We start from the raw sequence: 13,474 nt of genomic DNA on the forward strand, positions 1-13,474 counted from the left end.
GTTGAGCCTTAGTTGTCGGTGACGGAAGCTGACCGGGCTGCGACTGCTGCAATGATCTCCTGCAGCTGTGCAACGCCGGTGGCGCGGTCGGTCAGGTGCAGTCGCAGGACGGGGCGGCCATGGCCGGCCAAGACCTGGGCGTCGCCCGCGGCCTGGGCGGAAATCAGTTCCCCGAACGTGAACGGACGGTCCGGGATGGCCAGGTCTTCCGCAGGAGCGGCCGTGACCTGGAGGAAGACGCCGATGGCGGGTCCGCCCTTGTGGAACTGCCCGGTGGAGTGCAGGAACCGCGGGCCCCAGCCGAAGGTGACGGGACGGCCACTGACGCCGGCAAGCGGGTCGCGGATGCCTTCCAGCCCTGCGAAGGCCATCCGGTCAAAGTAGGCATGGACGCTGAGGTAACTGTCGTCGTCGAGCGTTCCCAGGAGAGCGCCGACGGCTTCCTCCGCAGTGGCTGCTCCACGGAGCCAGTCACCGCCGCGGACTTCGATGGCGCCGTCCACGAAGGCGGCAGGGGTCGGTTCGGGCTGGGCGTCCAGCAGGCCGCGGGCGGCAACCTTGGCTGCCTCCACGTCCGGCTGGTCGTACGGGTTGATGCCCAGCAGGCGTCCGGCAACGGCGGTGGCGAACTCCCACACCATCATCTGGGTGGCCAGGCCACCCGCGATGGCTACCTCGTTCTCACCGAGTTCGACGTCGGCATCCGCGGCTACCAGCCGCACCACCAGGACGTCCGCGGCGCCGGAAGTGACCTCCGGCGACGCGGGGCCGGCCACCACCGGCAGGACGCCGGTGCCGAGCTTGCCGGTGGATTCGGCGATGAGCTGTTCGGCCCAGTCCGCGAAGCCCACAATGCCGGAGCCGTCCTCGGCGATGACAATCTTGTTGCGCAGCGGGTTGGTTCCGCCCAGGGCCGTTCCGAGGGCCAGCCCGATGTTCTCTACGGCGTCCTCGTTCAGGATCTCGGCGGCTTCCTCAGCCTCATCCAGGAAGGCCTGGATGTCCACACCGGCCAGGCCGGAGGGGACCAGACCGAATGCGGTGAGGGCTGAGTAGCGGCCACCCACGTTCGGATCGGCGTTGAAGACGGCGCGGTAGCCGGCCTCACGCGAGGCCTTATCCAGCGGGGAACCGGGATCGGTGACAATGATGATCCGGCTCTTCGCATCGATGCCGGCCTCGGTGAAGGCGTGCTCGAAGATCCGGCGCTGGGAGTCGGTCTCCAGGGTTGAACCGGACTTGGACGAAACCACAATCGCGGTTTCGGCCAGCCGGTCTGCGAGGGCAGCCCGGACCTGGTCGGGGTCGGTGCTGTCCAGCACTGTCAGCTCGACGCCAGCGGTGCCGGCGATGACCTCGGGAGCCAGCGAGGATCCGCCCATGCCGCAAAGCACGATGCGGGTCACGCCGTCAGCCTTGAGGGCATCACGGAGCTCGAGGATGCCGGCCACGAGGGCCTGTGAGACGGTGGCCGCCTCAACCCAACCGAGGCGGACAGCGGACTCGGCCTCGGCGTCGGGACCCCACAGGGTGTGGTCCTTGGCGAAGATCCGGGTGGCAATGCGGTCCGCCACGAGGGCGGGCAGGTGCTGCTCGAGTGCCTGCTGCGCGGCACCGGTGGCGTCGTAGCTGAGAGTGCTCATAGTGGGTTAGGAAGCCTTCCGTGCAGCGGCAAGGGCACTTTCGACGTCGCCCAGGAGTTCCTTCCAGCTGGCCACGAACTTGTCCAGGCCTTCTGATTCGAGGAGTGCGACAACCTCGTTGTAGGAGATACCCAGCGCGTCCAGTGCGTCCAGCGTGGCGTTGGCTTCGGTGTACGTGCCGGAGACGGTGTCACCGGTGACGACGCCGTGGTCGAACGTGGCGTCCAGGGTCTTCTCCGGCATGGTGTTTACGACGCCGGGGGCTGCCAGCTCGGTGACGTAAAGCGTGTCGGGGTAAGCCGGGTCCTTGACGCCGGTTGAGGCCCAGAGCGGACGCTGGGGGAGCGCGCCGGCTTCGGCCAGCAGTGCCCAGCGCTCGGTGGCGAAGAGTTCCTCGTAGACCTGGTACGCCAGGCGTGCGTTGGCCACGCCTGCCTTGCCCTTGAGTGCCTTGGCCTCGTCGGTGCCGATGGCGTCAAGGCGCTTATCGATTTCGGAGTCCACGCGGGAAACGAAGAACGACGCGACCGAGTGGATCGTGGACAGGTTGTGGCCGTTTTCCTTGGCCTGCTCAAGGCCGGACTGGAAAGCGTTGATGACGGCGCGGTAGCGCTCGAGCGAGAAGATCAGGGTCACGTTGACGCTGATGCCTTCGGCCAGCGTCGCGGTGATCGCTTCGAGGCCTTCAAGGGTTGCCGGGATCTTGATGTGGACGTTGTCCTTGTTGACCTTCTTGTACAGGTGCTTGGCTTCGGCGATGGTGCCGGCGGTGTCCCACGCGAGGCGCGGGTCAACTTCGATGGAGACGCGGCCGTCAACACCGTTCGTGGCTGCTGCCACCGGTGCGAAGAGGTCGCAGGCGTCCGCGACGTCGGTGGTGGTGATTTCGAAGATGGTGTCTTCGACGCTGGCGCCAGCTGCGGCCTGGGCCGCGATGGTGGCGTCGTAGTCGTGGCCTGTGCTGATGGCGGCGTGGAAGATGGACGGGTTGGTGGTGACACCAACAACGTTCTTCTCTTCGATGAGCTTGCGCAGAGTGCCGGTCTTGAGGCGGCTGCGGGAAAGGTCATCGAGCCAGATGGATACTCCGGCGTCGGAGAGCTGCTGTGTGGGGGTAGTCATCGTGATATCTCCTGGAATCTGGTTCAGGCCTGCAGGCCAGCGAGGGAGTCCTTGGCAGCGGCGGCGACAGCCTCCGCGGTGATGCCGAACTCCTGGAAAAGGCGCTTGTAGTCGGCGGAAGCGCCATAGTGCTCGAGCGAGATGGAACGGCCGGCGTCGCCGACGAATTCCCTCCAGCCCAGGGCCAGCCCGGCCTCGACGGAGACCCGGGCCTTGAGGGCAGCGGGGAGCACGGACTCGCGGTAGGCGGCGTCCTGCTTGTTGAACCACTCGACGCACGGCATGGAGACAACGCGGGCGGCGATGCCTTCGGCCTGGAGGGCTTCGCGGGCCTTGACGGCCAGCTGGACCTCGGAGCCGGTGCCGATCAGGATCACGTCGGCGGGCACGGTGGCGCCGTCCTTGGAAGCTTCAGCCAGGACGTAGCCGCCCTTGGCCACGCCGTCAACGGAACCGAACGTGTCGCCGTCGGCTTCGCCAACACCCCGGGCGTAGGTGGGGATGTTCTGGCGGGTCAGCACAATGCCGGCCGGGTTTTCGTGGTTCTCCAGCATGGTCTTCCATGCCATCGCGACCTCGTTGGCATCGCCGGGGCGGACCACGTCCAGGCCAACGATGGCGCGCAGGGAAGCGAGCTGTTCCACCGGCTGGTGGGTGGGCCCATCTTCGCCCAGTCCGATGGAGTCGTGCGTCCAGACGTACAGGGACGGAACACCCATCAGGGCGCCGAGCCGGATGGCGGGCCGCTGGTAGTCGCTGAAGATCAGGAACGTGCCGGAGAATGCGCGGGTGCGGCCGTGTAGGGCGATGCCGTTCACGATCGATGCCGCGGCGTGCTCGCGGATACCGAAGTGCAGGACACGGCCGTACGGGTTGCCGGACCACGTATCGGTCTGCTTGGAGGCAGGCACGAATGACGGCGAGCCTTCGATGGTGGTGTTGTTGGACTCGGCGAGGTCGGCGGAGCCGCCCCACAGTTCCGGCATGACAGGTCCCAGTGCGTTCAGCACCTTGCCGGAAGCCGCGCGGGTGGAGACGTCCTTGCCGGCCGGGAAGACCGGAAGTGCGGCGTCCAGGCCGTCGGGCAGTTCGCGGGCCTCGATGCGCTGCAGGAGGGCGGCGCCTTCGGGGTTCGCGGCCTGCCAGGCGTTGAAGGATTCTTCCCATTCCTTCTTGGCGGCGGCACCGCGGTCAACGACCGAGCGGGCGTGGGCCAGGACTTCCTGGTCAACGTCGAAGGACTTGGCGGGATCGAAGCCGAGGACCTCCTTGAGGCCTGCGACTTCCTCTGAACCCAGAGCGGAACCGTGGATCTTGCCCGTGTTCTGCTTCTTGGGCGCCGGGTAGCCGATGATGGTGCGCAGCGAAATGATGGAGGGCTTCGACGTTTCGGCCTTGGCCGCGAGCAGTGCGGAGTAAAGCTCCTGCACGTCCTCTTTGTATTCGCCGGTCTTGGTCCAGTCGACGCGCTGGGTGTGCCAGCCGTAAGCCTCGTAGCGCTTGAGGACATCCTCGGTGAAGGAGATGTCGGTGTCGTCCTCGATGGAGATGTGGTTCTCATCGTAGACAACTACAAGGTTGCCCAGTTCCTGGTGGCCGGCCAGCGAGGAAGCCTCGGCCGTGACGCCTTCCTGGAGGTCGCCGTCGGAGGCGATGACCCAGATGGTGTGGTCGAACGGGCTTTCGCCAGCGGGAGCATCGGCGTCGAACAGACCGCGCTGGCGGCGCTGGGAGTACGCGAAACCGACCGACGAAGCCAGGCCCTGGCCCAGTGGTCCGGTGGTGATTTCCACACCGGCGGTGTGCTTGTACTCCGGGTGGCCCGGCGTCAGGGAATCCCAGGTGCGGAGCGCCTCAAGGTCCTTCAGTTCCAGGCCGTAGCCGGACAGGAACAGCTGGATGTACAGGGTCAGCGACGTGTGGCCCGGAGACAGGATGAAACGGTCGCGTCCCAGCCAGTCCGGGTTGCGCGGGTCGTGGCGCATCAGCTTCTGGAAGAGAAGGTATGCGGCGGGCGCCAGGCTCATGGCCGTGCCGGGGTGGCCGTTACCGACCTTCTCCACTGCATCCGCAGCCAGAACGCGGATGGTGTCCACCGCGCGCTGGTCCAAGCTGGTCCATGACAGTTCTTGCTCTTCCAAATGTGGCACGAAAACCGGGCCCCTCTCTGTGCTGATGGTGGACGGTACACGGGATCCGTTCCGGGGCACGATGAGGTGCCCGCTGCGGTGTGTACCAGCCGTTCACCATCGAAACGTTGATCTATCATTCAGCAGGGCTGTGGGAACGCGTTTTCCAACGCTTTTCTGCCGCGTGCTGATCTGGTGACAGCTTAGCTCGATTCCACTCTGCGGTCAGCGCAAATCTCACCTTTTGGACGCAATTTCCCCTTATGTGAATCGCCATTTCGTGAGGTTGAGTTAATCTGCTCGAATCACCCTGCGCGCAATCATCAGGGCCTAACCAGCGGGCATCTGTTACAAATGCGCACGGTATGATATTTGGAGGCCGACGCCGGTAGCCGAGCCCTTGAGGGGCGGCGGCAGACCCGGGGCGTTGCCGGGACCTTCTTCTGATGAGGAGTGGTGGGCTGCCCGGCGAACGGCCGCACGACACAGCTGCACCGCCAGAGAGAACTGCCAACCAGAACGGGTGACTGCCACCGTGAGCACAACAGATACGCCGCTTAATGCTTCCCGCGCCAGAGGGGGAGCCGGGTTCGCCCGTAAGGCCAAGGCGTATTTCGCCCTCACCAAGCCGCGTGTCATTGAGTTGCTGTTGGTCAGCACCCTGCCCACCATGATCTACGCCGAGCGCGGTTTCCCGCCCATCGGGCTGATCCTGGCCACGCTGGTAGGCGGCGCCTTTGCTGCCGGCAGTGCCGGCGCCTTCAACTGCTACCTTGACCGCGACATCGACAAACTGATGCACCGGACCGAGAACCGGCCGCTCGTGACCGGCGAGGTGACACCTCGTGAGGCGCTGGTTTTCTCCTGGCTGCTCGGGGCTGCCGCCATTGTTATTCTCTGGTTCGGCGCAAACCCGCTGGCCGCCTGGCTCGGCCTTGCCGCGATCTTCTTCTACGTGGTCATCTACACGATCATCCTCAAGCGGCGCACCGCACAGAACATTGTGTGGGGCGGAGCCGCGGGCTGCTTCCCTGTGGTGATCGCCTGGGCCGCCGTGACCAACACCGTCGAGTGGCCGGCCATCATCCTGTTCATGGTGATTTTCCTCTGGACGCCGCCGCACTACTGGCCGCTTTCCATGCGTTACGGCGAGGACTACCGCAACGCCAACGTCCCCATGCTGGGGGCCATTGCCGGCGCCAAGGTGGTTTCCGTCCAGGTGGTCCTCTACGCCTGGGCCATGGTGGCCTGCTCGCTGCTCTTGGTCCCGGCCGGTGGCGCGGGCTGGGTCTACACGGCCACCGCAGTCCTGGCGGGTGCCTGGTTCCTGTACGAGTCACACTCCCTGTACAACCGGGCGCAGCGCGAGGACATCTCGGACAAGCGCGCCATGAAGGTCTTCCACGGCTCCATCAGCTACCTGACGCTGCTGTTCATCGCACTGGCCGTGGATCCGTTCGTCGGATCAGCGATCATCGGCTCGTAGCACCCGCCACCGGACGCTCTCTCACGTTTGACGCGTTTTCGAGCGACGCTCTCTCACGTTTCGCACGATTTGCCCCAACGCTCTCGCAGTTCCTGCTGGAACTGCAAAGACCCTCTCTTACCCAAGGTGAGAGAGGGTCTTTCGTATGCGTACAGCAGGTGCGAGAGCGTCCGTGGTTTTGCCACCAAAGGTGAGAGAGCGTTCGTTAACTGCGGAGTGCCACGGTTCGTCGCGAACCGTGGCACTCCATCGGGGGTGAGGGCAGAAGGGTGAGCTACGCCGTCGGGCTTGAGCGGGCGACGTCGGCGGTGTTTGTTGCCGCGCTCATCAGCAGCGCCGCGCCGAGCATGTGCGCGCCCACCAGCAACGCGGGGATGCCGTTGTAGTACTGCGTGAAGCCGATGACGGCCTGCAGCAGGGTCACCGTCAGGAGCAAGAATACGGAGGTGCGGAACGGTCCCTGGATCCGGCGGACAATCACCAGCACTACTGCGAAGAGTGTTCCAGCGGTGATCACGTACGCCGGAACGGCATGGATGTGGGAGAACAGGTCCCAGTCGAGGCCGTTCCGGGGTGCGTTGGCGTCACCTGCGTGGGGTCCGGAGCCGGTCACCACTACGCCGAGCATCACGGCGAGGGCGGAGAAAAGCCCGACGGCGGCAGCCAGCGGACGCATGACGCCCGGCAAGGCGGGGAGTTGGGCGCTTGCATGGCGGCCTGTCCTGCCGTAGGCCCGGTTGACGAGCAGCGTGGCGATCACCACGAGGGCCATGGAAACGAGGAAGTGCAGGCCAACCACCCACGGATTGAGGTTGGTCAGCACGGTGATGCCACCGATCACCGCCTGTGCCGGAATGCTGGCCAGCAGGCCCAGCGCCAGCAGGAAGAGATCCCGGCGCTCCTTGCGAAGGTTCCACAAGTACACAAGCATGGCCAGCGCAACTGCTGCCAGGGCAAACGTCAGGAGCCGGTTGCCGAACTCAATGAAGCCGTGGATCCCCATTTCGGGAGTGTTCACCAGGGAGGTGTCCGTGCAGCGAGGCCACGTGGGGCAGCCGAGGCCGGACGCGGTCAGCCGCACGGCGCCGCCGGTGACCACCAGCAGCGTCTGGCCAACCAGGGACGCCACCGCGAGGCGGCGGACGCTGGCGTCCACGGTAAGGGGCAGCCTCGCGATGAGGCGGCCGGCGATCTGGGGGAGGCGTGAAGCCGTGCTCACGGATATCTCAATTCCACTTGAACCAACGGATGGCTGCTGCTCCGGCAAGAACCGTCCAGAGCAGCAGGATAAGAGCGGCGCCGCCGTTCAGCGAGCCGTGCAGGAAAGCTTCGCGCATGGCCTCGCCGAGTGCGCCGGAGGGCAGGTAGTGGACCGCTCCCTGCGCAAGTGCGGGCAGCCGTTCCGCGGGAATCACTATTCCTCCCAGGGCGCCCAGCAGGATCCAGAGCAGGTTGGTGATGGCGAGGGTTGCCTCGGGCCGCACAGTGCCGGCCACCAGGAGCCCCAGCGCGGTGAACGCCACGGCGCCCAGGGCCAGCAGCGACAGCCCAGGGAGCCAGCCGGCGGCAGGCGGCTGCCAGCCCAAGGGAAGCGCCACCAGTGCCACTACTGCCACCTGGAGGCAGAGCACCGCCAGGACCGCCAGCACCTTACCCGCGATGAGGCCTTCACGGCCCAGGGGTGTGGTGGACAGGAACCGGAGAACGCCGTACCGCCGGTCGAAGCCGGTGGCGATGCCCTGCCCGGTAAAGGCCGTGGACATCGCGCACAAAGCCAGGATGCCCGGGACCGCCACGTTGATGCGGCTGGCTCCGAAGCCGTCGAGGAAGGGGGTGACGGTGAGCCCCACCAGTGCAAGAAGCGGCAGGACCACGGCGAGGATCAGCTGCTCGCCGTTCCGCAGCATGGTCGCTGATTCGTACTTGCCCTGCAGCAGGATGCGGCGCAGTAGCGTGGCCGGCGCTCCCGGTGTGGGGGTGGCTGTGGGCACCGTCATCGGATGTCCTTTCCCGAGATGTCCAGAAAGACATCTTCCAGGCTTCGTGCCGCGAGGCTCATGGAACCGGGCATCACGTCGTGGGCGGCCCACCAAGCGGTGAGCGCTGCGAGATCGCGGGGCGTCAGCGCACCCGAGGCCACGTAGCTTCCGGCCCGCGTTTCAGTGACGTCGATGGCATCGGGCAGCACGCCGGTGAAATCCAGCCCCGGGGGCGCCTCGAACATCAGCGTGCGGACGTGGTCCGTGCCGGCCTCCACGGCGGGGTCGCGCTGCAGGAGTTGCGAAACTGTCCCCTCGGCGACGTTCCGGCCGGCGTCGATGATGTACACATAGTCGGCCAGCCGCTGGGCGTCGTCCATCAGGTGGGTGGTCAGAATAATGCCCATACCCCCGGCCCGCAGTTCCGAGATTAGCTCGAAGACCAACTGCCGGGACTGGGGATCCAGGCCGGCGCTGGGCTCATCCAGGAAAAGGACTTCCGGATTGCCCATCAGGGCCGCGGCCAGCGCCAGGCGCTGCTTCTGCCCGCCGGAGAGTCTGCGCACGGTGGTCCGGGCGAAAGTGTCTATGGCGAGCCGTTCCACCAGTTCGTCAACGGAGCGGGGCCTCGCGTACATTCCGGCGATGTGCCGCAACAGCGGGATGGGACGGGCCGACGGCGGGAGGCCACCGTCCTGAAGCATGACGCCGACGCGGGACCGCAGTTCAGCGCCCGAACGGCCCGGATCTTGGCCCAGCAGCGAGATGCTTCCGCCGCTGCGCTTCTGCAGGCCCTGGGCGCACTCGATCGTGGTGGTCTTCCCGGCTCCATTGGCGCCCAGCAGGGCCGTGACCTGGCCGCGTTCGGCCATAAGGGAAACGCCGTTGACCACCCGGAGCATTTTTCCGTCCAAGCTGGCCAGCGGACCAACATCCTTAATTAACCCGCTGATGGACAGAACCGGGGATTCGGGGGATCGCACCCCAGCATTCTACGCGATGTAGTACTGGCGGGGCCGCAGGGGATTCCGGCCGCAGGTCAGCCTGACCTTACTAGTACGGGGGACTAAATTACGACATGATTGTGTTGTGTATTCCATGACCAATGCTACTGCTGTGCCGTTTGCCGGGCACGGAGCGCCGCGTACCGCCGCTGACCGCGGCCACGTGGCCGCCCTGCCGGTGGCGGACTCGGACGAGCGTACCCGGGACCGGGTCCTTGGTGCCGTGCTTGAGCATGGCCCCATCAGCGCGGCGGAACTCGGCGACATGCTCGGTTTCACGCCAGCCGCGGTCCGCAGGCATCTTGATCACCTGGCCCGCAGCGGGGTTATCGAGGTCAAGCGCGTGGCCAAGGCCGGTGCCGGCGCGGGGCGTCCCGCCCGCCGCTATGTCCTGAGCTCGCAAGGCCAGTCCACGCTTGGCAACGATTACCTCGACATCGCCGCCCTCGCGCTCAAGCAGCTCCAGGCAGTGGCGGGCGAACAGGCAGTCCGCGCATTCGCCGTCGAACGTTTTGCCGACATGGAACGACGGTACGCACCGGAGGTCGAACAGGCCGGACCGGACATCACCGCCAGGGCGCAGGCCCTGTCTGCGGCGCTGAGCCGGGATGGTTTCGTGGCGTCAGCCGCCTCGATCGAGGCCAAGGCCCCGCTGCCGGCAGCACTGTCCAGCGTCCAGCTGTGCCAGGGGCACTGCCCTATCCAGCAGCTCGCCGCCGAGTTCCCCGTCTTCTGCGACGTGGAGACCGAAGTGTTCGCCCGGCTGGTCGGCGTTGACGTACGCCGCCTGTCCACCCTGGCGCGCGGCGGACACGTCTGCACCACCCACATACCCACAGGCCGGCTGGCTGCCCGGGGACCCCAGGTCCCGCAGGCAGCCCCCGCCAGCCTGGATGAAGTAACCAACCATCAGCAAGAAAGGCCGTGATGACGGACCAACTATCAGAGAAAGCGGTAGCCGAAGACACTGTGATCTCGGAGATTCTGGAAAAGAATCCCGAGCTCCACGGCATCGGCACGTACGAGTACGGCTGGTCCGACAAGAACGACGTCGGCGCCAACGCACGTCGTGGCATCAACGACGAAGTAGTCCGCGACATTTCGGCCAAGAAGAATGAGCCGGAGTGGATGCTGGACCTGCGCCTGAAGGGCCTGAAGTACTTCGACCGCAAGCCCATGCCCACCTGGGGTGCAGACCTCTCCGGCATCGACTTCGACAACATCAAGTACTTCGTGCGGTCCACCGAGAAGCAGGCCGCCACCTGGGAAGACCTCCCCGAGGACATCCGCAACACGTACGAGAAGCTGGGCATCCCGGAAGCTGAGCGCAGCCGCCTCGTCTCCGGCGTGGCCGCCCAGTACGAGTCCGAGGTTGTTTACCACCAGATCCGTGAGGACCTCGAAGCCCAGGGCGTCATCTTCCTGGACACCGACACCGCGCTGCGCGAACACCCGGAGATTTTCCAGGAGTACTTCGGCACCATCATTCCCGTGGGCGACAACAAGTTCGCGTCGCTGAACACGGCTGTTTGGTCCGGCGGCTCCTTTGTGTACGTCCCCAAGGGCGTCCACGTGGACATCCCGCTGCAGGCATACTTCCGCATCAACACGGAAAACATGGGCCAGTTCGAGCGCACGCTGATCATCGCCGACGAGGACTCCTACGTCCACTACATCGAAGGCTGCACCGCGCCGATCTACACCTCGGACTCGCTGCACTCCGCCGTGGTGGAAATCATCGTCAAGAAGGGCGCCCGCGTCCGCTACACCACCATCCAGAACTGGTCCACCAACGTGTACAACCTGGTGACCAAGCGTGCCATCTGCGAAGAGGGCGCCACCATGGAATGGGTTGACGGCAACATCGGCTCGAAGGTCACCATGAAGTACCCGGCCGTTTACCTGGTGGGCGAGCACGCCAAGGGCGAGACCCTGTCCATCGCGTTCGCCGGCGCCGGCCAGCACCAGGACACCGGTTCGAAGATGGTGCACATCGCGCCGAACACCAAGAGCTCCATCATCTCCAAGTCCGTGGCCCGTGGCGGCGGACGTGCCGCCTACCGCGGCCTGGTCCAGGTCCGTGAAGGTGCCAAGCACTCGGCCAACACGGTCCGTTGCGACGCGCTCCTGGTTGACACCATCAGCCGTTCGGACACCTACCCGTACATCGACATCCGTGAGGATGACGTGGTGATGGGCCATGAAGCAACTGTTTCCCGGGTCAGCGAAGAGCAGCTCTTCTATCTGATGTCCCGCGGCATGCGCGAAGACGAGGCCATGGCGATGATCGTCCGTGGCTTCATCGAGCCCATCGCCCGCGAACTCCCGATGGAGTACGCACTTGAGCTGAACCGCCTGATTGAACTGCAGATGGAAGGGTCCGTCGGATAACGATGACTGAAATCACTACTGAAAAGGCCCGCATCGGCGCGCCCTCGGCCCAGCCGTTTATTAACGGTTTCACGGAAGAAGGCGAAAGCCTGTCTCCGATCAATGCGGCCGCTTCCAAGGTCCCGTTGGCCGGCGAAGCGGTCAAGCGCCACTCGCACGGCGGCGGCGTCGGCATTCCGGACAGCTCACGTGCCGGCCGGCTGACCTCGTACAACCTGGCGGACTTCAAGCCCCTCACCGGGCTTGAGGAAGACTGGCGATTCACCCCGCTCAAGCGCCTGCGTGGCCTGCACAGCGCGGTCCTGGCGGGAGCGGCTCCCACCATCACCGTCAGCGGTCCGGAGCGGGTCACGGTTGAGACCGTGGCACGCGGCGACAAGCGAATCGGTTCCGCCGGCATCCCGGAGGACCGCGTATCCGCCAACGCCTGGGAGAACTTCAGCGAAGCCACCGTCCTCACCATCCCGGCCGAGTTTGAAGCTGACACCGAGGTCACTGTTGTGATCGAAGGCACCTCCACGGAGGCCGCCGCCCAGCACCTGGTGATCGTGGCGGAGAAGTTCTCCAAGGCCGTTGTGGTCCTGAACCACCAGGGCTCTGCCGTTGTGTCCGAGAACATCGAAATCGTTGTTGAAGACGGCGCCAACCTCACGGTTGTCTCGCTCCAGGAATGGAACGAGGACGCCGTCCATGCCTCCTCGCAGCAGGCAAAGATCGGGCGTGACGCCAAGTTCAAGCACGTAGTCGTCAGCCTCGGCGGGGACCTGGTCCGCGTCACGCCGTCGGCCCGTTTTACCGCCCCCGGCGGTGAAGCGGAAATGTTCGGCCTGTACTTCGCCGACGCCGGCCAGCACCTGGAGCAGCGGCTCTTTGTTGACCACGCCGTGGCGAACTGCACCTCCAACGTGCTGTACAAGGGCGCTTTGCAGGGCCGCAATGCCCACGCTGTGTGGGTAGGCGACGTCCTGATCCGCAAGGAAGCCGAAGGCACCGACAGCTACGAGGCCAACCGCAACCTGCTGCTCACGGACGGCGCCCGCGCCGACTCCGTGCCGAACCTCGAGATCGAAACCGGCCTGATCAAGGGTGCCGGCCACGCCAGCGCCACCGGCCGGCTGGATGACGAGCACCTGTTCTACCTCATGGCCCGCGGCATCCCCGAGGATGTTGCCCGCCGCCTGGTGGTCCGTGGCTTCCTGCACGAGATCATCCAGCAGATCAAGGTACCGGCCCTCGAAGAGCGGCTCACCGAGGCTGTAGAGCGCGAACTCGCCGTGACGAACAACTAGACGGCGCGGAAAACAGATGACTGACCAGCCAAAGGGCGAATTTGTCTGCAAGACGGATGAAATCCAGCTCAAGCAGGCGCTCCGGATCCTGATCGATGACTACCCCGTAGCCATCGTGAAGGACTCCATGGGAGACATCCACGCCATCGGGGACACGTGCTCGCACGCGGACATCTCACTGTCCGAGGGCGAAGTGGAAGGGTGCATGATCGAATGCTGGGGCCACGGCTCCCAGTTCGACCTGCGCAGCGGTGAGCCGCTCCAGCTGCCCGCCTACGATCCCATCCCGGTGTTCGCCGTCGAGATCGTTGGTGACGAGGTCTACGTGGACTTCACGAACGTGCTCAACGGAGCGGAAGCCCCGAACTTCAGCTAGCAGCATCTCCGGCGCCTGCCGGACACAAGCAACAGAACCAAACTTCCAGATACAG

Annotated in this window: 11 protein-coding genes; 5 read left to right on the plus strand and 6 right to left on the minus strand. The window is 65.4% G+C overall.

What is annotated here, in order from left to right; genetic code table 11:
* Positions 1-8 precede the first annotated feature (8 nt).
* From AC3IT0_RS10880 to tkt, 3 genes are read right to left on the minus strand one after another with little or no spacing between them, the layout of a single operon-like run.
* Entirely contained in the window at positions 9-1,643 is a 1,635-nt protein-coding gene (locus tag AC3IT0_RS10880; protein ID WP_489323691.1) for a glucose-6-phosphate isomerase, read from the minus strand.
* Between the two features lie 6 nt (positions 1,644-1,649).
* Positions 1,650-2,765 carry a transaldolase gene (gene tal, locus AC3IT0_RS10885; RefSeq protein ID WP_489323692.1) on the minus strand — a complete coding sequence of 372 codons (1,116 nt, stop codon included), beginning with the start codon at positions 2,763-2,765 and terminating at the stop codon, positions 1,650-1,652.
* A 23-nt stretch (positions 2,766-2,788) separates the two neighbouring features.
* Positions 2,789-4,906 carry a transketolase gene (tkt, locus tag AC3IT0_RS10890; protein WP_489323693.1) on the minus strand — a complete coding sequence of 706 codons (2,118 nt, stop codon included), beginning with the start codon at positions 4,904-4,906 and terminating at the stop codon, positions 2,789-2,791.
* Between the two features lie 511 nt (positions 4,907-5,417).
* Between tkt and AC3IT0_RS10895 the strand changes: the two genes are divergently transcribed.
* A complete protein-coding gene (locus tag AC3IT0_RS10895; RefSeq protein ID WP_489323694.1) occupies positions 5,418-6,380 on the plus strand; it encodes a heme o synthase in 963 nt (320 codons plus the stop codon).
* Between the two features lie 274 nt (positions 6,381-6,654).
* Here the strand turns inward: AC3IT0_RS10895 and AC3IT0_RS10900 are convergent, their stop codons facing one another.
* The 3 genes from AC3IT0_RS10900 to AC3IT0_RS10910 are packed head-to-tail and all read right to left on the minus strand — an operon-like array spanning position 6,655 to position 9,342.
* Positions 6,655-7,599 (minus strand): COX15/CtaA family protein, encoded by a 945-nt coding sequence (locus AC3IT0_RS10900; RefSeq protein WP_489323695.1) that lies wholly within the window; start codon positions 7,597-7,599, stop codon positions 6,655-6,657.
* Positions 7,600-7,606: 7 nt separating this feature from the next.
* Complete coding sequence (locus tag AC3IT0_RS10905) at positions 7,607-8,377, minus strand: ABC transporter permease (RefSeq protein WP_489323696.1); 771 nt, start codon at positions 8,375-8,377, stop codon at positions 7,607-7,609.
* Positions 8,374-9,342, minus strand: a complete 969-nt coding sequence (locus tag AC3IT0_RS10910) for an ABC transporter ATP-binding protein (RefSeq protein WP_489323697.1) — start codon at positions 9,340-9,342, stop codon at positions 8,374-8,376. Before AC3IT0_RS10910 ends, AC3IT0_RS10905 begins: the two co-directional genes overlap by 4 nt.
* A 115-nt stretch (positions 9,343-9,457) precedes the next feature.
* Here AC3IT0_RS10910 and AC3IT0_RS10915 point away from each other — a divergent pair, with 115 nt between their 5' ends.
* From AC3IT0_RS10915 to AC3IT0_RS10930, 4 genes are read left to right on the plus strand one after another with little or no spacing between them, the layout of a single operon-like run.
* Positions 9,458-10,291 carry a helix-turn-helix transcriptional regulator gene (locus AC3IT0_RS10915; protein ID WP_489323698.1) on the plus strand — a complete coding sequence of 278 codons (834 nt, stop codon included), beginning with the start codon at positions 9,458-9,460 and terminating at the stop codon, positions 10,289-10,291.
* Complete coding sequence (sufB, locus tag AC3IT0_RS10920; RefSeq protein WP_354216361.1) at positions 10,291-11,754, plus strand: Fe-S cluster assembly protein SufB; 1,464 nt, start codon at positions 10,291-10,293, stop codon at positions 11,752-11,754. The genes AC3IT0_RS10915 and sufB overlap by 1 nt, the downstream gene beginning before the upstream one ends.
* Before the next feature lie 2 nt (positions 11,755-11,756).
* Positions 11,757-13,043, plus strand: a complete 1,287-nt coding sequence (gene sufD / locus AC3IT0_RS10925; protein ID WP_489323699.1) for a Fe-S cluster assembly protein SufD — start codon at positions 11,757-11,759, stop codon at positions 13,041-13,043.
* A gap of 16 nt (positions 13,044-13,059) precedes the next feature.
* The gene (locus tag AC3IT0_RS10930) at positions 13,060-13,419 is read left to right on the plus strand and encodes a non-heme iron oxygenase ferredoxin subunit (protein ID WP_489323700.1); all 360 of its coding nucleotides are present in this window, start codon (positions 13,060-13,062) and stop codon (positions 13,417-13,419) included.
* Positions 13,420-13,474 lie beyond the last annotated feature (55 nt).

The organism is Pseudarthrobacter sp. KH_020_B, from assembly GCF_057840185.1.